Genomic DNA, 20,877 nt, shown 5'->3' with positions numbered 1-20,877 from the left:
CTATGCTTCCAGCCTCCGGCCGCAGGGCCCAGAGGCCTGCTCGTTATAATCAATAGACGCAAAAAAGCCATAGACATATTGTCTATGGCTTCTGCGCAAGTCCAAGCTCCGACAGTCCGCCATTCAAGCAGAAGGCGCGTCGAAGCACTGTCACAGATACTCGAAGTCAGCCATTCCGAATCAGGTCCGGCTGTCATCGATTATGTCGTCCGTAAGAGGCCGACTAGACAATGATGTTCAATCATTTGCATGTATTGTACGTCTGTTAGCAAGTGTCCTGTATGCAAATTATAGACTGCGGTCATGTTCATCGGCCTCCCTTTTCAAAAGTTAAATCTTATGTTAATGGCAATCTGTGGAAGATGTCAACCCTTTTTTGAAAAAGTCTGAAAGTGTAGCAGGATAATCCGTAATTTGGTTACTGGTAGAGTCGGGGTTATAATCAAGTAGTGTTGATAGGTTAGTCACTGAGGATAAATCTCTAACTTGAAGGAGTGAAGTTCAGATGACAGAGAAGAAGCATCAGCTTGGAAAAAGTGGACTGCAGGTGCTACCGATTGGGCTTGGCGCCAACGCTGTAGGCGGTCACAATCTGTTCGAGGGCTTACAGGATGAGACGGGCAGAAATATTGTGCGGACAGCGCTCTCACAAGGTGTCGATTTCCTGGATACGGCCTATATATATGGTCCCGAACGCTCGGAGGAGCTGATCGGAGAGGTGCTGAAGGAGCAAGGAGGACGTGATCGTGTCGTCATTGCAACCAAGGGTGCTCATAAGCCAGCAGAAGGGGACATGGCCATCGACAATTCTCCAGCGTTCCTGAGGCAGTCTGTAGAGGACAGTCTACGACGATTGCAGACGGATTATATTGATCTTTATTACATTCATTATCCAGATGAGCATACACCGAAGGACGAAGCGGTGGGTGAGTTGAAGCGTCTGAAGGATGAGGGCAAAATTCGGGCGATTGGCGTGTCGAATTTCTCCATCGAGCAGCTGCGGGAAGCGAACAAGGATGGCTATGTGGATGTGCTCCAGTCCCACTACAATCTGCTGCATCGAGATGCAGAGCAAGATGTGCTGCCTTACTCCCGCGAGCATGGGATCTCATTCGTGCCTTATTTCCCGCTTGCGGCGGGTCTGCTGGGAGGTAAGTACAGACCTGAGGATACATTTACGGACTTTCGTGCGTATAACCCTTTATTCCAGGGTGAGGCATTTGTACGTAATCTGGCTAAGGTGGATCAGGTTCGTAGCCTTGCTAAGGCCAAAGACGCAGAGGTAGCTCATGTCATATTAGCGTGGTATTTGACGGTGGAGGGCATCGATGCTCTGATTCCTGGAGCCAAGCGCCCGGAACAGGTGCTGTCGAATCTGAAGACGTTGAAGGTAGAGCTGACTGCTGATGAGATTAAGCAGATTGACACTATTTTTGCGTCCTGAAGCGTCCTATAGCGTCCTAAAGTGTTTCCTAAAAGTCTATTCAAATTAGTCCACTACAAACAAGCCAGATGACGAATCAAGTATTCGTTTCCTGGCTTTTTTTGCTGCTTGCTGTCATGCCGCAGATGACATGATGATTCAGTTTTTGCGCAAACATGCAATAGGTCTTGAATACTGGGCCTGTTCTTATCTTAAAATGCAAATGAAATGAATATAAAGGATTATTTTGAAATTATTTGAATAAAACTCTTGTGCACTTCCTTGTTCGACATTATAATACTTGTAAAATTGTTAATCTATCCCAAGATATAGAAGAATTAGAGCGCCTACACGCCGATCTACTAGAGTTGGCAGTGTAAGATAAGATCAACCCACATATCAGTTAGATACTCCTACCTATCCGTTCCGTCTCAATCATCTTTCACACTCATACTTGCTGCAGCATCCCAGAATGGTTCTATTCCTGTTCACATCAACGACAATGTCAGTTATTTCTGATGAAGGGCTTCTAGTGATCCCCTGCTCAGCTATATCTCACGACATTAAACCTAGTAAACCTATCATAACAGTGTAATATTTTACTGCTTACTTACTCTTTTCCAGTTATTGCGCCTTCATTGCGTCTCTATTTCAGCTCTTTTTTTGGTAGCACTGCTAGGAGACTTTAATTTTGTTCTTGTGAGGAGTGTTCAGTAGTCAATGACTGTAGGGAGGTGATGCTTTAACGACAGACAGAAGCTTGGAGCAAGAAGTTTGACCCGGTGATACGCGAGTTCAGCGTGAATGACAGATACATATACCCCTGCGTACATCCGGCGCAGCCGACGGAAGGGACACCTTTGAAGCAGCATTAGAAAACAGCTTGGACCTATATGAAATCTTTATGGAATCTATATGGACTTTGTGAGGTTTGCAGTAATCACTAAATATAAGGGAGTGGAGAGAGTGAACAAGTCAGCCGCCGCTTTGCGAAAGCATGTAGCACTACTAATGGTTGTCCTGCTTACCGTGACATTGTATCAGCCTGCTTTTGCCGGAGCATCCGACAAGATTGAGCTGAAATCTAGCTCGGCGCCCGCCGCATCCAGTCGCATTGATGCCAAGCTAAGCAAGCAATTTGATCAAGGGGAGTACGTCACCTATCTCGTCAAAATGAAGGAACAGGTAGATACACAGTCGGTTGCCCGGAATAGCCTGCAACAGGCCACCTTACAGAAATTAACGCCATCTGCGGTCAAGATGTCAGTTCGCAGCAATGTCATCAGCTCATTGCGGAATACGGCTTCGCGGACACAGTATGAGCTGGAGCAATATCTGGAGCAGGAGCTTGAAAAGGGAGAGGTCAAGGAGTACAAGAGCTACTTCATCGTCAATGCCCTTGCAATCACAAGCACCAAGGAAGTAATGGAGAATATCGCACAGCTTCCGGAGGTAGAGAAGCTACTGCCGAATGAGACGCGTTATCTCGATCGGGCTCCGCAAGCTACAGCTGCCAAGCCTGTACAGGCAGTGGATCATGCTACTCCGGCTGCATCGAAGACAGATCCGGTAGCAGTCGAGGCAGCTTCGGCAACGACTAAGGCAGAGGCTGTGAAGGATAAGGCTTCTCAAGGTGCAGCTTCAGCTGTTGAGCAGAAGTCAGCGAATGAACAAGGTGCAGCAGGAGCACTTGCTCCAGCCAAAGAGGCAGCGACAGATGCAGCCGTTCAGGACGGAGGCAAAAGCGCTGTAACAGACAAGCTGCCTGGCGGCACAGTCAAGCATGCTGTGGACCCCTCAACGCTATGGTGGAACATTAAATATGTCAATGCCCCAGAGGTATGGGAGCGTGGAATTGACGGTACCGGAATCGTCGTTGCCAACCTGGATTCCGGCGTCGACTATACACATCCTGCTCTGCGCAGCAAATGGCGCGGGATTGATGCCCAAGGCAATATCGTAAATCCTGAGCTGAGCTGGTATGACCCTCATAGCGGCTCCAGATTGCCACAGGATACGGATGGTCATGGCACACATACGATGGGTACAATGGTTGGCTCGGAACCAGACGGTACCAATTACATCGGGGTTGCCCCGGGAGCCAAATGGATGGCTGTACGAATCTTTAACCCGGAGACGACCGATGCGATTATTCTGGATGGCGGTCAGTGGCTGCTGGCTCCAGTAGACGCTGAAGGGAATCTGCATCCTGAGCTGGCCCCTGATGTCGTGAACAACTCCTGGGGAGGCGGCGCAGGTATGGATGAGTGGTTCAGACCTGTCGTCCAGGCATGGCGAGATGCCCAGATTTTCCCTGAGTTCTCGGCTGGAAATACTCGCGCTACCAACCCCGGTGGACCCGGATCGGTAGCGAATCCTGCGAACTATCCTGAATCCATCGCTACAGGTGCAACGGATATCAACGGTAACTTAGCGAGCTTCTCCCTGCTGGGGCCATCTCCGTATGGAGAGATCAAACCTGAAGTATCCGCTCCAGGTGTAAATATTCGCTCCTCTGTCCCTGGGGGTGGTTATGAGAATCAGGATTGGGATGGTACATCAATGGCTGGACCGCATACGACTGCGATTGCGGCTCTGCTGCTGCAAGCCAATCATTCACTTACGGTCGATCAATTGGAACAGATCATCATAGATACAGCCGTACCAAGAACGGATAGTCAATATCCACAGGTACCGAATAACGGCTATGGTCATGGGATTGTCAATGCCAGAGATGCTGTTAACTCTGTGCTGGAGGGAATGGGTAGTGTATCCGGTAGAGTAGTTACCGGAGGTGATGATCTGGAGGAGCCTGTGCTGGAGCATACACCACTCGAGGTTGTCTTCAAGGGAACTGATGCTCTCTTGACGGCCAAGGTGACAGATAACGTCTCGGTGCTGTCTGTCGAAGGCTTTGTAAGAGAAGCTGGCTCGTCACATTGGCTGTACCTTCCTTTTGAACGGATTTCGGGCAATAGCACAGATGGAGTATACACAGCGTCCATACCTTCGTTCATTCTGAATGAAGGAGAGATTGAGTACTACCTTCGTGTAAATGATTATGGAAATAACAGCGTAACCAGCGAAGTGTACACGGTGACGGTATCCAGTGGCGTGAAGCCTGGATATACGCAGGATTTTGAGACGGATCGAATCGGCTTCACTAGTGGTGGGACCGGAAATACATGGGCTTGGGGAGAGCCGGTAAGCGGCCCTGGATCAGCTTATTCGGGCAGCAAGGTATTCGCTAGCAACCTGAGCGGTACTTATGCTGCTGGTGCGAATTCCTTCCTGCTTGCACCTCCGATTGATCTGCGTGACAGTGCGAAGGGGGCTCTCGTGTCATTCCAGCACTGGTACGATTTTGAGAACAACTTTGACTATGGCAAAGTGCTTGTAGCCGCTGAGGAGAATGACTTCGCCTTCGAGCCTGTGCTGACCTTTACGGGTACTAGTGGCGACTGGCGCAAGCAGTATGTAGATTTGACGCCTTATGCGGGACAGCAGGTACAGCTGATGTTCACTCTTACCAGTGATAATACGACCCAAAAAGCTGGCTGGTATATTGACGACTTCGCTGTAGAGAGACTGGACGACATTGCACCGGGTGCGCCTCAGGATCTACGAGCGTCTGTTAATTTTACCGGTCAGGTAAGTCTGGACTGGACTGCCCCTCAAGACGAGGATGTGAAGGAATATACGGTGTTCCGGGCGACCTATGAAGCTACTGACTACGCGGCGATCGGAACGACAACAGGGCTGACCTTTAATGATGTCATTACGGTCACAGGCTCGACGTATTATACGGTTGCAGCGAAGGATTACAGTGGAAATGTAGGTGAACGGTCCAACGTTGCGGTAGTTGAGTATCGTCTCCCTGAAGTGATTTATAGTGATAATTTTGATTCCGGCTCTGACAATGGCTGGACACATGGTGGAACAAAGGATGAGTGGGAGCGCGGTGTTCCTGTAGCACCAGGTCCAGTAGAAGCGGTATCACCGCCTAATGTATGGGGTACGGATCTGGACGGTACCTACGAGAGTAGTGCCAACTTCTGGTTAGCCTCCCCAGTCATTGATTTGACTGATCGTGAGCATGCTACGTTGTCCTTCTCGCATTGGTTCGAGATAGAGGGAGGATACGATTACGGGTATGTCGAGATTTCTCGTAATGGAGGAGATACATGGTCAGAGCTGGGCAAATTCTCGCACAATACGCTCGGCAAGAAATGGACACCTGTCGATTATAGCCTGGATGCATACACCGGAGAGGAAGTCATCGTTCGTTTCCGTCTACAGTCCGACGGTAGTGTGGTGAAGACGGGTTGGTACATTGATAATTTCCGGATCGTAGATATGGCTCTGCCAAGTGTGGCGAAGACGCGTGACATTGTGCTGGAGCTGAGCTCTGACAAAGAGAAGCAAGAGAAGAACGAGGTTCCTTACAAAATTACCATTACGGGCAAGGAAGATTTCTCCACCAAAACGCCAGTGAGCACAGAAGGAGACAAAGGAGAGATTGGACTGGAGAGCCTTCCAGCCAGCGCTACGGTTACAGTAGTCGAGACCGGACGCTCCGTGAAGACAGATCCGGCTACTGGGCGCTATACGCTTCATCATACAGCCGGAGAATATACGCTAAAGGCAGAGGCCTACGGCTATTATCCACAGACTCGCAAGGTCAACATTACTGACGGTACAGAGACGAGAGCTACCTTTAACCTGGAGGCTATTCCTCAAGGTACCCTTGAAGGTGTGGTGACAGATGAGCGCAGCGGTCAACCGATCGTCGGTGCCAGAGTTGTGGTGCTGGAGGATGCAGCTGCTCCCGTGGTGACTACGGATCAAGCAGGTCGCTTTACACTGCAATTGCTTGAGGGTAACTATACGCTGTCCCTGGCAGCACAGGATTATTATGCAGATACGGTCTCAGTTACAGTCTCGGGTAACGATACCGAGGAAGTATCCATTGCACTGAAGCCGTTTATCGGCTTCCCGGGTGAGATTGCGTATGATGACGGTACACCAGAGAATGCACGTGCCTTCAATGCTGGAGGCAATGCTTGGGCTGTACGCATGACTCCCGCATCGGAGCATGCTCAGGTGACGGGCGCTGCCATCCGGTTCTGGAATACAGAATGGCCGCAGCCAGGTGGTACTGCCTTCCAGTATGCGGTATATGATGCTTCTGGTGAAGGTGGAGCACCAGGAAGGCTGCTGGCAGGTCCATTTGATGCAACAGCCTTGCGGAATAACGAATGGACACGCTTGGAGCTTGAGGAGCCCGTAACGGTAGAGGGCGACTTCTACATTGTCTACATTCAGACACCAGCAGGAACGGCAGCTCCGGGTCTGGCGACAGACGAGAGTAGCCCGAATGCACTCCGCAGTTGGCAGCGTGCCAGCGGAACCTGGAGTCTCTCACCTGTGGAGGAAGGCAACTACATGATACGTGCGCTCGTGCGCTATCCGGTCAATGCGCCGGTCATCGTAACTCCAGCCACTGATACTTATACAGCTGAGGAGGCATTGACAGTCACGGGGACATCTCCGGCCGATGGAGCTGAGCTGCAGCTCTTCAACGGTGAGGAATTGGTCGGCACTACGACAGTTGAGAACCAGCAATTCAGTCTGCCAATTACGCTGCAAGTGGGTGATAATGCACTGAGCGTGCAGGCTCTGGTAGACGGCAAGCTTACGGATCGTTCCGCACCAGTGCATGTCATTCTGGATCAAGCAGCACCAGTGCTGGAGGTCACGGCGCCTGTGGATGGTATACGTACGAATGCCGGGGATCTACGGGTGACGGGTACAGTCCATGACGACTACCTGCACACTTTGACTATTAACGGCGCGGAGGTACAGGTGGAGGAGAACGGAAGCTTCAGCCATCGCTTGCTGATTGAAGAAGGGCAGAATCAGATTACCGTTACAGCAAGGGATCTGGCTGGCAACGAGACTAGCGTTACCCGTACAGTCCATCTGGAGCAAGCCCTGCCAGAGATTCGCAATGTGACGCCGACAGAGGATGTGCGGATTACACCGGGTGAAGCCCTGCGTGTGACGTTTGATAGTGATCCGGGACTGCAGGCCTCGTTCCGGATTGAGGTACCGCTGGTCTCCAGCAGCGCACGGAATGAAATCTCATTCTTCGAGGCTGCTCCAGGACGATATGAAGCCTACTACAATACGCCGAATACACTTCGTCTCTCGGGTGGTGTTATCGTCATTCGGATACGTGATGCAGCCGGAAATGAAGTTGAAATTGAGACGGCAGGCAAGCTGTATGTTAATCCGATCTGATCTAGAATACTGTCAGTTACTCAGTAGATAATCATCAAGATAAAGGCCCCAAGCGTTGTACCATCGAGGTACTGGCTTGGGGCCTTTGGCTTGAGATTTTTTACGCTTGCTTGTATGGAACAAATCTATGATTCTATGGCTGTAGACTCTGTCGTTGGATTTTGGACATCCAGAGACGGTGTGGAACGACTACGAGCAGACAGACCAGGAACAGAGCATAGAATTGAGGGTTGGGAATTCGCTGAATTCGGAAGAAAGCATCAATCGCAGCTACAGCAAAGGCAAAAATTATTCGTCCCCTCCGGGTGGAGGGTGAAGATTTGGGATCAGTAATCATGAAGAAGCAGAACAATTGCAAGGATGCGCCCATCAAGGGCCCCAGCGCAGCATAGAGTGGAGCACCGAAGAAGTAATGACGCATGAGCCCAAACAGGGCGAAGCTCCCCAGAAAAGTAAGCACAGAGTCCAGACGGTTAGCCAAATAACACACAATAAGACCTAGCAGCATGATGAAGAGCATGATTCCGAAGCCGTTGGTCCACTGCTTGGGTGTGCTGACTGCAAATTGTGGGAGCGCTATTAGCATGATGACCATAGCGAGATTGTTGGGGTTAAATATCTGCCCCCCCTTCAAGCGAATCAGGTACTTGAGTGAAATTGCCAAAAATGAGGTCAAGGCATATGCCCACATCACGTGGGAGCTAAGCAACAGGCTGACACCGATACCTGTAATGATCCCGCTGATGGGAAAGGCCCAATGCTTTTTGAACACTCTGTACAAGAGCAGCTCTGTGAGGGTGGATACCAGGACTGCAGCCAGAAGATCATCCCAGCGTTGAAAAAAGCCGAGATACACCTGGCCAGCTATAGCGAACGTGGATAGAAACAGTAGTATGAAATACCGCGGATCGATTTTGTAGTCAGACCAGGCTACCGTAACTCGCACTCGATCAATGCTTTCGTTCCTCATATGAACCTCCATCATCGGTTAGATTAGACAATTTGAAGCGCCGATACGGACTTTGCCGTCCTGAGCGCGGATAGATTGCTTTCCACTCCAGTAAATATCTGTCGGTAACGCCCTCCTCAGCGGAGCCAAGCATTCCTTTTATGCGATTTTCGGCTTCTGTTTTGCTGCGAAGAGCCGCCTTCTCCATGGATTCGGCACACCGATATACATCGGCCCAATGATCCGCTTCCTCTTGCAGACGAAGTGGGCTGGGGCTCACATGATCCGCTGGATAGAGCTGCTTGAGGAGCTCGGTGGAGCCGGGCGTTCCGTCCCATGCAGGCTGAATGCCCGGAAGCACATGCTGGTACCAGAATTGTTCTTCCTTGACAATGATCCTCGCAATCCACCGTTGGTCACGCTCTACTCGTATACTTCTGAATTGCTGTCCGCCAATCAGCAGGGCAATCCACCAGTGGTCTGCTCCAGTAACAGCCATCAGATGCTGACACTGAATCAGAATATGTTCCGGGACGCGATCCTCCCAGTCACCTTTGGCGTATTCTCGAACCGTCTTGCAGAGCAGACCTGTGTGCTGCCCGACAATCCAGCGATCGATATTCGCTAGCATGAATTCATGCTCTGGGTGTCGAAAGATCGCTTTCTTACGAATGAGTCGCCAGCCGTGTTCCTCTGCAAAGAGAGCAGCAGCCGTTCCTTTCAGCATGCGCCCCAGCTTCATCGGAAGTGTATCGGGCGTGTGTGGCAGTTCACGAATCTTGTCAAGGTAAACATGGACGCTACAGCGCCACGGATGCTTGCCGCATACGGCTGCCGCTTCACTGGAGCCGATGCCTTGCCTCCTCCAATCAAGCCATTCCGAATGACTAAGCTGGTCGGTTCTTACCAATATTGTTTTGGACATAGCTTCTCCCTTCGTACCGCAGATTCGGTCAACGGTGCATGAGGACGTCATGCAGCAGCGCAGTACCTGTCGCGTACAAGGCCAGCTGCCGCTTCGAGTCTTCCTGATGTAGGGGAAGCATGGATAAATACAAGAGACACTCAATGCACCGGATGCTTTCTAATATATGGGCATGTCTGCTGTCCCATTCGCGGCGAAGCTGCTCCCGAAGCTGTTGGTGTGGGATGTCCAGATGCAGGTCGTATGAAGCTGTGATCAGACGGTACATACCCCTGACGAGGTAATCATAGCCGCTGAGACTATGGCGCAGCTTGGCTAGATCATAGCGCTGGTCTCCGCTGATTCCAGCTTGACCGAAGCGGCCTCGCGGATCGATCAACAGCATCTTGCGTGTACTTGGTGCATACAGTACGTTGCTGAAGCACAGATCGCCATGCAGCAAGGCTGGCTGGGGGCTTGTGCAGAGACGACGTAGATCTGGACGACCTTCCTCCAGCAGACGGATGGGGCAGGACAGCAGTCTTCCGTTGAGCCGGAAGCTGCCTGCAGCGTACACCTGCTGTGCCCAGGAACATCCCTCAAGAAAAGCTTGAAGACGCTCATGGGTCTTGTGAATATACATATCCTCCATGTCTTCTGCAGTGACTATAGCGCTGTGGCTTCTGAATAGGAGGAGCAGCTCATCCAGTTGCTCCCACACCTGCTTCCATTGCAGGGGGGATAGGCGCTTATGCACCCACAGGTCGGCAAGTGTAGGCAGTCCAACATAGGCCAATCTGAGGAACGGCTCTTCCTGCAATCCATGCTCCAGCACTTCTGGTACGAGGTGCTGATACTCAGATGGAAGCTGCAAGTACCAGTTGATCTCATCGCGCAGCTTGTCCTGATCTGTGCTGGTCTTAAGGATGGAATGTGTGCCAGAATCGTAACGGACTGCATTAAAAAAGCGTGATCGCATCAGATCGGGCATGCTGGTCTCCTTTCATATTGGGATGTGCTTGCATGTATTCATGCTATTATTCGTTCTGTTCTGGTGTAGTGGCTTCAGTCTTCACCCTGTCGATACGATGAAAGAGATCTGTTCGCTCTGGGCTGACTTTGAGGGAGGGCTTGAAGTTCTGATCATTCAGCGAGGGCTTCAGTCTACGATAATAGTCCAGCTCATCCGCTGGAAAATAATAGGTGCGTACTTCACTGTTCAGCATGGGGTTCATCCTTTCTTCTATAGCATGGTAATAGACCTTTAACCTAACCTAGCGTAACTCCTGAATCAGGCTGTTCGGGTCTAGTTGTGCGCCTGACAGTAGCTCCTTCCAAGGGACAGATGCTCCTGGAGAGAAGACCTGTTGTCTTAGCTGTCGCAGAGCATTCTCCTCGTGCCAGTGCCTATGCTGCTTCAGCAGCTCCTGCTGAAGCTGAGATGCAGCGATTTCCCCAAAAAGATAGGTATAGTATTGGGTTGGTAACGTGGTGAGATGAGCCTTTGCTGCCCAGAACGGATAATTCCACTCGGCTGGTCTGCGAATCTGTTGAATCTCTTCCACGGTATCCCACCACAGACGTTTCAAGTCTTGCTCTGGCCGCTCATATAGCTGCTGCTCGAACTGTACCAGCGTCATTGTCCAATAGAGTCGAATCAGCAATTCATCACGGTGTGCTGCCTTTAGTTCGTCTACTGCAAAGCCTGGACAATCTGATTCAGCGGTGGTATGAAGCTGCATATCCTGTAACCATGAGGCATCCCAAGCCAGGCGCTCGAATAGGAGCGCTGCAGCCTCGCTCAGGCATGGATGAGCAGGCTGTCTCAACAGAAAAGGAAGCTTACGATCAATAGACTGCTCGTATGCCGCATGACCAAGTTCATGAAGTAGAAGCGATAATCCCCTTTGATTCATGGATAGATGGCAGGATATGCGGATGTCGCCTGCACGATCAAGATGAAGACAGAGATTGGCTGCGGGCTTACCAGAACGGAGTTGAATATCGGATTGCTGCATTATGGAAGACAGGTCCAGTCCTCTCCCGTCGAACCAGGAGCCCATTCGAAGTCCCACATGCTCATCCATGGACAGCTTCAAGCTGTCTGGTGTTCCAGTGGTCTGGACGAAGGGATGAGCATAATGCCAGGAATGGAGGTGCTCCGACTGCAGCTGATACGTCTCACTCAAGCGCTCGTCGAGCCGGCTTTTGGCAGCAAGATAAGTCTGATCCAGCCCGTTTCTTAAGCTACGGATCAATTCACTTGGCAGTGCAGGATCTGTATGCTGTAGCTTCAGCTTCATTTCATAGTAGTTCGTGTAACCTTGAGCTTTTGCGGCTTCATTACGAAGCTTGACAAGTCGAATCAGGCCAGGAGCCACCTGGTCCCCTACCTTCATGGCGGCGTACCATACCTTTTTACGTAAATATCCATCCTTCAATGAACGCAATAGCCTACCTACGGCCTGCTCATCCATCTTCATTCCGTACAGCTCTGCTCGAAAGGAGCTGAGCTTGTAGTACAGCTCTCCCCATAAGGAACTGATCTGCCTAAGCCGCTCTGAGTCTCCGCGCCATTCTGCAGATTCCTGCGCTAGCCAGTGTAGCTGTGAGCTCAGCATGGAGCTCCGAGGCTTGAGCAGCAGCTTCTTCAATTGTTTTTGAAGCTCAGGTGCGGCAAGATAGCTCTGGTAGTCTTGCTCGTGCTTCTCGTATTGACGGGTCCATGCCCGCTGTCCTGTTGTGACAGTCATCCACAGGGACTCCATCATCGTATGGTACCGTGGAGTCAGCTCTGCATTTGCCGTTTCAAGAAATTGCTCTGCTGTGATTCTTGATCGAACCAAGGCCTGGTTCACCTCCTTATTCGTAGAATGTTCTGAATGCTACCTAGTGAAGTAGGGCTCATGAGCATTCTACTCACAGGGCGCGGGTAGCGGCGGTGACGCCAAGTACCAGCTGTTCGGCTTCGGCTTCTGTCAGTGTCAGGGGTGGAAGCAGTGATAGTACGTTATTGAAATAGTTGCCGAGAATGCCCTCCTTGCGAAGATTCGAAGTCAGCCGCATGCCAAGAGAGAAGTCAGCAGGTGCTTTTGTCTGGTGATCCGTAACATATTCAATTCCGATCATCATGCCCGCTCCCCTAATCTCACCGACATGGGGATGGTCCGCGAGATGGAGTCGCAGCTGCTCCAGAATCCATGCTCCCCGTTCTCTGGCATTCAGAACAACCTGCTCCTTCTCCATAATGTCCAGCACAGCAAGGGCTGCTGCGCACCCGACGGGATGCCCACTCTGCGTAGAACCATGCAGGAATATACCTCCTTGCCCGAACAGTCGCTGCTCCAGCTGAGGGGATATCAGGGTAGCGCCCATCGGAAAATAGCCTCCCGTTAACCCTTTGGACAGCACCAACAGATCAGGAATGAGACCGATCTTCTGTGAGGATGTCCAGTACCCGGTTCGTCCCAGTCCCGTGCCGACCTCGTCCATAATGACCAGGATACCGTGCTTTGTAGCAATATCCCTTACAGCGGTCAGGTAAGCGGAAGGGATCGGGACGATTCCATTAACCCCCTGGACTTCTTCCAGCAGAATGGCCGCAATCTCATCCGGGCCTTCCTCGAATATGGCTTCCTCCAATTGGTCCAGACAATAACGGATAATCCAGTCGCTGCTCCCCTCTAGTGGCGGACGGTATAGATTGGGAGCCGGTACGCTGACGCATCCGCTAAGGCCGGGACCAAAAGCGGCTCCAATCCCCAGATGCGTCACAGACCCGGAGCCGAAGGTGGTTCCGTGGTAGCCCCCTTCAAGGGAGATGAACTTCGTGCGCTTGGGCTGCCCGTCGGCGATGAAGTATTGTCTGGCGAGCCTCATGGCTGCCTCCACTGCACCTGAGCCATCAGTGGAATAAAATACCTTGGTATGGTGGCCCCCACAGACCTCTAACAGTCGACTAGCAAGCTGCTGTTCCAGACCATGCCGCTGCGCACAGGTAGAAGAGAAGCTTAACGTCTTGTATTGGGCCAGAATGGCTTCACAGACCTCGGGACGTGATAGCCCTACAGAGGGGACAGCAGTGGTTGCGTACAAATAGGCTTGGTCATCCTCGTCATATACCCATGCCCCCTGACCGCGTCGCAATTGAAGATAGCTATCCTCGAAGCGTTGGCCTTCCAAAGAGCTGTGCTCAGGCATATACGTAAATGGGTGCAAAACAGGGTAGACATCCCTGCTGCTGGCAGTATTCTGATTCATCTATGAACTCCTCTCGATCAGCAGCCTTGTAGCTGCCTCTTTCTGTGTTCATTCAAAAATTGGTGATTCGTACATATTGATCCGGAGCGACAAGCCGCTCATCCTCCTCGGGTAAAGCCCGTGCCATTGCTTCTAATCCCCGAAGACTAAGCTCTCCCGTCATATAGCTGAGGAAGCCAGCAATCTCTGGCTGTGGATGCTTGCGGACGAAGAGTGCATGACTACGCTTCATGTATTGCTCATATCCCTTGGTGTCCCGCGGATGAGCGAGATGTACATTTACAGCTTCTTGGGCATAACGGAATTCGGCGCCAGTACGATATGCGCGGTATCCGAGCTCCATATGCTCGAAGCCCCATGCATTAAATTCCTCATCAAATCCGCCACTTCGTGCAAGCACATCCTTATGTATGGACATGTTGCCGCTGAGTGTGGCTACCCATGGGATAGCTGAGCGAGTGCGTCCCTCAAGGTCAAAGAGGCCATATACGAGTTGGCAATATTGCGGGATTCGGTCTCGCTGCTCATGTGTGAGCTGCTGAAGCAGAATGTCCCGCTTGCGCTCTGGCTGCGACAGATACAGCTCTCGCACCTGTCCGATGACAATCTGATTCTGTCCGTCCGAGTGAGCCCTGTAGTGAGCCCCAAGGAAGTCCGGACGTGGAACACGGTCTGCATCACAGAACACAGCGATGCTGACTTCGCTGTTCAATTGGCAGAGCCCCTCATTGCGAGCTGCAGCACGACCACGATGAGGGATTCTTACATAGGTGATATTTAATCTGTCTCGATAGGAATCGACTACGGCCTCGATCGGCTCGGTGGAGCCATCGTCCACGATGATGATCTCGCAATCTCGAAATTGGGGAGCCTGACGACTGAAGCCCCAGAGTGTAATGGATAAGGGATAGGCTTGATTATGGACAGGTATGATGACGCTGATCGCGTTAGTGCTGCTCATGGTATCACCTCCTCCTGGGCAGTCATGTGCCTTGTGTAAGGGCATCATACCGTTTCGGCTTTCGCACGCACTCGGCTTTTATAGGGAAGGCCATGTGGGAAGTGGGAGCAACATCGGCCTGAACGGACAGGCAGCAGGCGATGTGCCAACAATCGCAGAGAGGCTGGGGAGTGGACAGAGTATAGTTGGAGCCAGGCTGTGAATTTATAACGCATATCGGGGGTGCTAAGATGGAGAAAGCTTTTTTGGAACGAATAGATACCGTTTTCCTGCGTGTTCCGAATCTGGAGCAGACGCTGGCATGGTATTTGGAGCATTTCGGATTCAGTGTCAAATGGCGAACAGATGTCATTGCGACTTTACAGGTCGGTGGGACGACTCCAATTACACTGGTGCAGCAGGATACGGTTGCTGAAGAATATCCCCTCTTTAACTTCTATACGGAGGATATTGAGGATGCACATGCGCGAATGACGTCAGCAGGGATACGAACGACGCCTATTCGGGATTACGGGACGGTACAGCTGTTTGATTTTTGGGATGAGGATGGGCATGTATCGAATGTATGCCACTATTAAGACTGAGGAGGCTTAAGGATGACAGTGTACGTTACGCAGGAGCAACGGGATTTCTTTACAGAGAATGGCTATCTTGTAGTAAAGCGAGTGTATCGGCAGGAACAGCTCACACGACTGTGTGAGGAGTACGCGGCGATCTGGCTTCAATTGCTGGCCTCGGGGCAGGTGAAGCAGCAGGTCCATGATCCCTTTGCCAGTCTGTATCCCAATCGGCTGCGGGACTTTCATCAGGATAATGAGGGCATTCGTGACTTCATGATGGAGCCATCCGCTATCGGAGTGCTCAAGGAACTGATCGGCGAGGAGCCGATTGCCGTCCAGTCAGGCTTCTACTACAAGCCGCCCGGGACAAGGGGGCTTGGGTATCATCAGGATAATTACCATATCGGAGTCAGTCCGGACACGTCTTACGCAATATGGGTCAGCATTGATGGAGCAGATCCGGAGAACGGCAGCTTGCTCTTCGTTCCGGGAACGCACCGCCTTGAGCTGGCATCGGCCGAGGTTGTGGCAGGCAGTACGAATGCGTATAGCAGTGAGATATTGCGGGTACCTGAGGGATATAAGGCGATTCAGATTGAAACGGAGCCAGGGGATATCGTTATTTTTACAGGCAATACGTATCATGGATCGACCAAGAACAAGAGCCGCTATCGGTATCGACGCTCCTTTGTTACCCATTTTGCCCCACAGAGCACCGACAAGGTAACACTGAACTATAGCCATCTGGTGGATACCCGTGGCTCTAGGGTCCGGCGTAGGTTGAATACCCGCTCCAAGATTATGGAGACGCAGCCCTCAGTCTTTCATTATCATGACACGCCTTACTATGATCAGTTCATTCATAAGAAGCAGCAGCCGCATTCACAGCCTGACAAAGGATAACTGCACAGGGGAACAAGCGGGCAAATATCACGAGCTATACCTGTATTAAAGACCAATAAGGGGGAGAGGCCATGAAGCTCACGTATCCGCTAAAGAGCAGCAGGGAGTGTATGAAGGCTGCCGAGATTGCAGACACGGTTTATTTTTTATCTGAGAATATTACAGATGTACAAGTAAGCGAACACGCGCTTGAAGTCAGCTATAGTGGGGAGCGTTGGGACCAGGTTCGGGAGGATGTTGAAGCGTATGTAGCTGACAATCTAAAGACACGGCTCAAGCATCGAACTGTACTGCGGGATAACCGGGAACAGCAAGCGGCAGGCGTCACCCCAGACTCACAGACCCGCTCGGCTCAACGCCAACCTTCGACTTCAACTAAGAAGGAAACGGCGACAATGAGCGAGTCTGGTGGACTGGTGCTGAAGCATGATGAGGCGCTCCTTGAACGGGCGCTGGACCAGCTGTTCTACGATCTGGCTCTTCGCCTTGGCTCAGAGCTGCGCAGATATCCATCCTTTCTGAACCTCCCGCAAATGATGCGCAGCGGCTATGCCTATCACTATCCACAGAATGTATATGCTCTGTCCGAAATCCCGCATGAGCGGGCTGTCCTTGAGGAGTACCGCCAGCTGACAGAGAGCAGGAGCTCTACTGTAGAGCTCTTCGGGCACAGCAACCTGTATTTACAGCCCTGTCTGTGCTTCCATCTGTACGATGAGTTGGCGGAGACGGGACATATCCCCGAGGGGCTGGAGGTCTATTCAGCGGAAGGGCGCTGCTATCGGCATGAGCACCGTGCACGGGTGAAGGCTTTTCGGGGGCGGGAGTTTCGAATGAGAGAGATTATGTTCGTGGGTGAGCCCTCTCAAGTGACGGCTATGAGAGAGACCATTGTTGAGCATGTGTGGGAGTTATTTAACGAATTGGGGTTAAAGGGATATTTGGAGACGGCTACGGACCCCTTCTTCTACCAAGAGGATAGTATTATGAAGTTCTACCAGCAGTCCGGTGCATTGAAATACGAGCTGCGTGCAGCCCCGGACGGAGCTTCGGATACGGCGATCGCATCCTTTAATTTGTGCGGTGATGTGCTGTGTGGTGCTTATCATATTCAGCCTACTCATGGCGAGCTTCATTCAGGCTGCGTAGGGCTGGGCATCGACCGCTGGCTTCAGGCACTCCTCTATGTACATGGTAGAGAGGTGCAGAGCTGGCCTGCGGATGTCCGTAAGCGACTTTTTCCATAGAGCGTTATCAAGCGTTATCAAGATAGTCTGGACATGAAGCACAACAGGCATCCTGTCTCCATTCGGGAAAGGATGCCTTGTTGCTGTACCGTTCAGTTCTCAGAAGGAGCAGACGTTCAACAATCGACCATTCAGATCCCGGAAGTCGAAGGTGCTCATGCTGCCATAATCTCTGATCGGGCCCACTTGAATGCCGCGACTGCTCAAATGCTGATGTGCAATCTGAATATCCGCTGTGAAGAAGTTAAAGATCGGATGCTCCTCCTCCAGCACTGATGCATCAATTAGCGTTACTGGCGTTGTCTCACCTGTGGTCAGGGCACAAGCTCCGTCGGCCTGAAAAACGGGCTTCAGTCCGAGCTTATGCTTATACCAATCAATTGCTTTCCTAAAATCCTCCACTACGACAAAAACGGTGTCCACGCGTTCGAACAAGGGCTGGTGGTTCAAGACGTTTCCTCCTTAGCATTCATATCTTTCACCTGTGTGTATTCACTGGTCATGCAGTAATGTGGGCTCGTGCTGTTCCCATGCCTCATCCTGCAACAGGTCGTTTGATGTCAGGTCGGACAAGGCGCAGTGTACTGGATACATTGTAGTGGAGGGCAGGAGGGGGCGCTTGGCTTTTGTTGTCCTTCGATCCCACGCCTGAAGCCGATTGTACGTAGAAAGCCTGTGCTACGATGGCAGAGCGGATAACCTACAAGGAGGGAAGCTATGCAACTGGCAGTGGAAGCAAAAGGTCTAAGCAAATCTTACAAAATACCAGTCAAGCGAGAAGGTCTGCGAGGAGCGCTGAAGGGAATGGTCAAGCCTTCCTACCGGATTACACAGGCAGTGAAGGAGCTGGATCTCCGCATTGAGGAGGGAGAGCTTGTAGGCTTCATTGGACCTAATGGTGCTGGTAAGACCACCGTGCTCAAAATGTGCTCTGGCATTCTGACACCTACCTCAGGGGAGATTCATGTGCTAGGGCATATGCCTTCTCGACGCAGGGCGGACTATCTACGACAGATCAGTTTTGTCATGGGTCAGAGAAATCAGCTATGGTGGGATATTCCGGCCGTTGATTCCTTTACGCTGAACCGTGACATCTATGACATTCCTGAACGAAGCTTCCGAGAGCGGATTGAAGAGCTTGCCTCTGGGCTTGACGTGATGCATTTGCTGAACGTGCCTGTGCGCAATCTGTCGCTGGGAGAACGAATGAAGATGGAGATTATCGGAGCATTGCTGCATCAGCCCCGCATGGTATTCATGGATGAACCGACCGTCGGTCTGGATCTGACCTCACAGCGCAGTCTGAGGGCATTCATCAAACGATACAATCAGGTATCGAACACGACGATTATGCTGACAAGTCACTACATGGCGGATATTGTCTCGTTGTGTCAGCGGATCATTGTCATCCATGAAGGAAGGACTATCTATGATGGAGACCTGGCAACAGTACAACGGCGAATGGGAACGAAGCAATGGGTCAAGGCAAGGTTCGCCGTTCCGCCCGATCCTGCCTGGCTGGAGCTTCATACCGACAATCCGGAGCAGCAGGAGGGGCTGTATATTTTCAGAGTTGAGCGTCAGGAAGTGCCTTCATTTCTGACTGCACTCGGTCAATGGCAACCGCAGGAGATCAATGTGGAGGACCCGCCAGTAGAGGATGCTATCGAACAGCTGTATGCAGGGGAGTCATGCCATGAAGCCATGGATTAAATATGTTACCGTGAGCAGACTTGCGATTCAGGAATCCATGATGTACCGCCTGGATTTTATCGTATCTGGTGTCATGAACCTGTATACACTGGTAATCCCCTTGGCTATGTGGGTGACCATCCTAGCAGGTGGCTCAGAGATTGGCGGCTACAGCCTGCGTACCATGGTGACCTATCTGATCTTCGTCGCAGTGCTGCGAAATATCGTTCTGGCCGAAGGCTTCCATTACCAGCTGGCCGATGATATTGAGAATGGTCGCCTGCATCAGCATCTGCATAAGCCACTTCATTATTTCGTGTACATGTTACACATGCACGCAGGTCGGCGAGCTGTACATCTGTTGTTTCTGGCGCTTCCAGCAGCAGCAGCCATGGTTGGTCTAATCTATGCAGACTATATCACTGCAGAGGGGCTTGCCCGTCATGTCATCTATATAGTATTGAGCATGGTGCTGGGAACAGGTATCAGCTTTCTAATTTTTTTCTGTATGGGCCTGCTTTCCTTTTGGGTAAGGGGCTACCATGTCATTTTTATTTTTTTCGGAAATATGTTCTGGTTCCTGAGTGGTATGTGGTTCCCGCCGGATGTATTTGCATCGCTGAGCTGGCTGCTCCAGCTGCTACCTTTTCCATATCAAGTCTCATTCACAGCGAATATTCTGTCTGAGCGTCTGACGACGGAGGCCATCTTGGAGGGCTTGATGTATCAGGCAGGCTGGATTGTGCTGCTGGGAAGCGCAGCCTGGGCCATGTGGCGGTTGGGATTACGCTCATACCAGGCTGAGGGGGGATAACTCATGCGGTATGCCAAAATTTATCGAAGCTATCTGCGGATCTCACTGATTCGGGAGATGAGGTCACCTGCTCAGCTGCTATTGTGGAGCATGGGAATGACTGTGAATTTCGCATTGTTCGTCTACTTCTACTACACGATGTACAGTCAGGTGCAATCCATCGCAGGCTGGTCCAAATATGAAATGATGTTTTTTCGTGGCTTCTCCGAGATGTTCTTTACTATCTTTCTTATGCTCACCGTGAACAGTCTTCAGTCACTGCCACGCAAGATTGTGACTGGAGAGCTGGATTTCCTGCTGCTCAAGCCTGTGGATTCGCAATTTTCTATCTCCCTGTCGGAGCCGAATCTTGGCTTTGGGCTGAATCTCCTGACAGGGGCCATCGTGGCCGGCTATAGCTGGGTGCACATGGAGGCTACCGTCGATTGGTGGAGGTTGGGATTGGCACTAATTTATACTTTGCTTGGTCTTGGCCTGCTGTATTCCATGTGCATGGTGATTGTCACCATCGCCATCTGGGCGAAGCGTGCGCAGTTCGTCAGTCAGGTGTTTTTCTCGCTATTTGGATTTTTGTTTGTTCCGGCTTCCTTTTTCGGGGGGGTGCCACGCGCGATCTTCTCTTATATGCTGCCTGTGCTGTTCGTGTTCACCGTTCCGGTGAGCTGGCTGCTGGACAAGGCTACCTGGGGCATGGCTTTTACCGCCGCCGTGTTATCACTGGGTTGGTTCTGGATCAGTCGTGTGTTCTGGAAACGGTCCGTTCAATTCTACACCAGCTCTGGCTCCTAAGGGTCGTTTTTTGGGAGGAGTATGTGCTCATGGGATATTGCCCCTTTCATGGTAAGCCCTATTGTAGAGATA

16 protein-coding genes are annotated in these 20,877 nt (G+C 51.3%); 8 read left to right on the top strand and 8 right to left on the bottom strand.

Going from position 1 to position 20,877, the window contains the following annotated elements:
- The first annotated feature begins 505 nt into the window (after nt 1–505).
- A complete protein-coding gene (locus D328_RS0110690) occupies nt 506–1,444 on the top strand; it encodes an aldo/keto reductase (RefSeq protein WP_018884997.1) in 939 nt (312 codons plus the stop codon).
- A gap of 990 nt (nt 1,445–2,434) precedes the next feature.
- Nucleotides 2,435–7,726 (top strand): S8 family serine peptidase, encoded by a 5,292-nt coding sequence (locus D328_RS0110685; protein ID WP_081625263.1) that lies wholly within the window; start codon nt 2,435–2,437, stop codon nt 7,724–7,726.
- 133 nt (nt 7,727–7,859) lie between these two features.
- On the opposite strand, the gene D328_RS0110680 is transcribed toward D328_RS0110685, so the two are convergent.
- From D328_RS0110680 to D328_RS0110650, 7 genes are all read right to left on the bottom strand, one after another.
- Nucleotides 7,860–8,696, bottom strand: coding sequence for an RnfABCDGE type electron transport complex subunit D (locus D328_RS0110680; RefSeq protein WP_018884995.1), 837 nt, complete (start codon nt 8,694–8,696; stop codon nt 7,860–7,862).
- The gene (locus D328_RS28870; protein ID WP_018884994.1) at nt 8,677–9,600 is read right to left on the bottom strand and encodes a YqaJ viral recombinase family nuclease; all 924 of its coding nucleotides are present in this window, start codon (nt 9,598–9,600) and stop codon (nt 8,677–8,679) included. The genes D328_RS0110680 and D328_RS28870 overlap by 20 nt, the downstream gene beginning before the upstream one ends.
- 28 nt (nt 9,601–9,628) lie before the next feature.
- Nucleotides 9,629–10,570, bottom strand: coding sequence for an aminoglycoside phosphotransferase family protein (locus D328_RS0110670; protein ID WP_018884993.1), 942 nt, complete (start codon nt 10,568–10,570; stop codon nt 9,629–9,631).
- Between the two features lie 46 nt (nt 10,571–10,616).
- Nucleotides 10,617–10,805: a hypothetical protein gene (locus tag D328_RS28865; protein WP_018884992.1), complete on the bottom strand. Its 189-nt coding sequence runs from the start codon at nt 10,803–10,805 to the stop codon at nt 10,617–10,619.
- A gap of 48 nt (nt 10,806–10,853) precedes the next feature.
- A complete protein-coding gene (locus D328_RS0110660) occupies nt 10,854–12,425 on the bottom strand; it encodes a M2 family metallopeptidase (RefSeq protein ID WP_018884991.1) in 1,572 nt (523 codons plus the stop codon).
- Nucleotides 12,426–12,498: 73 nt separating this feature from the next.
- Entirely contained in the window at nt 12,499–13,839 is a 1,341-nt protein-coding gene (locus tag D328_RS0110655; protein ID WP_018884990.1) for an aminotransferase family protein, read from the bottom strand.
- Nucleotides 13,840–13,891: 52 nt separating this feature from the next.
- A complete protein-coding gene (locus D328_RS0110650; protein ID WP_018884989.1) occupies nt 13,892–14,800 on the bottom strand; it encodes a glycosyltransferase family 2 protein in 909 nt (302 codons plus the stop codon).
- Between the two features lie 230 nt (nt 14,801–15,030).
- Here D328_RS0110650 and D328_RS0110645 point away from each other — a divergent pair, with 230 nt between their 5' ends.
- The 3 genes from D328_RS0110645 to D328_RS30260 all read left to right on the top strand — a co-directional run bounded on the left by D328_RS0110645 (nt 15,031) and on the right by D328_RS30260 (nt 17,510).
- On the top strand, nt 15,031–15,378 hold the full coding sequence (locus D328_RS0110645) for a VOC family protein (RefSeq protein ID WP_018884988.1): 348 nt from the start codon (nt 15,031–15,033) through the stop codon (nt 15,376–15,378).
- A gap of 18 nt (nt 15,379–15,396) precedes the next feature.
- Nucleotides 15,397–16,263 (top strand): phytanoyl-CoA dioxygenase family protein, encoded by an 867-nt coding sequence (locus tag D328_RS0110640; protein ID WP_018884987.1) that lies wholly within the window; start codon nt 15,397–15,399, stop codon nt 16,261–16,263.
- A 71-nt stretch (nt 16,264–16,334) separates the two neighbouring features.
- On the top strand, nt 16,335–17,510 hold the full coding sequence (locus tag D328_RS30260) for an aminoacyl--tRNA ligase-related protein (protein ID WP_018884986.1): 1,176 nt from the start codon (nt 16,335–16,337) through the stop codon (nt 17,508–17,510).
- A 99-nt stretch (nt 17,511–17,609) separates the two neighbouring features.
- On the opposite strand, the gene D328_RS0110630 is transcribed toward D328_RS30260, so the two are convergent.
- The gene (locus D328_RS0110630; RefSeq protein ID WP_018884985.1) at nt 17,610–17,960 is read right to left on the bottom strand and encodes a VOC family protein; all 351 of its coding nucleotides are present in this window, start codon (nt 17,958–17,960) and stop codon (nt 17,610–17,612) included.
- Nucleotides 17,961–18,227: 267 nt separating this feature from the next.
- On the opposite strand from D328_RS0110630, the gene D328_RS0110625 reads away from it, so the two are divergent.
- Genes D328_RS0110625 through D328_RS30255 form a run of 3 tightly spaced genes read left to right on the top strand, consistent with a single transcriptional unit; the run spans nt 18,228 to nt 20,805 of the window.
- Nucleotides 18,228–19,223: an ABC transporter ATP-binding protein gene (locus D328_RS0110625; RefSeq protein ID WP_018884984.1), complete on the top strand. Its 996-nt coding sequence runs from the start codon at nt 18,228–18,230 to the stop codon at nt 19,221–19,223.
- Nucleotides 19,207–20,016 (top strand): ABC transporter permease, encoded by an 810-nt coding sequence (locus D328_RS0110620; protein ID WP_018884983.1) that lies wholly within the window; start codon nt 19,207–19,209, stop codon nt 20,014–20,016. Before D328_RS0110625 ends, D328_RS0110620 begins: the two co-directional genes overlap by 17 nt.
- 3 nt (nt 20,017–20,019) lie before the next feature.
- Nucleotides 20,020–20,805 (top strand): ABC transporter permease, encoded by a 786-nt coding sequence (locus D328_RS30255; RefSeq protein WP_018884982.1) that lies wholly within the window; start codon nt 20,020–20,022, stop codon nt 20,803–20,805.
- Nucleotides 20,806–20,877 lie beyond the last annotated feature (72 nt).

This window comes from Paenibacillus massiliensis 2301065 = DSM 16942, from assembly GCF_000377505.1.
Classification (GTDB): Bacteria; Bacillota; Bacilli; order Paenibacillales; family Paenibacillaceae; genus Paenibacillus; species Paenibacillus massiliensis.
Note: the sequence above shows the minus strand (reverse complement) of the source record. Positions and strands in the feature narration are given on the sequence as shown.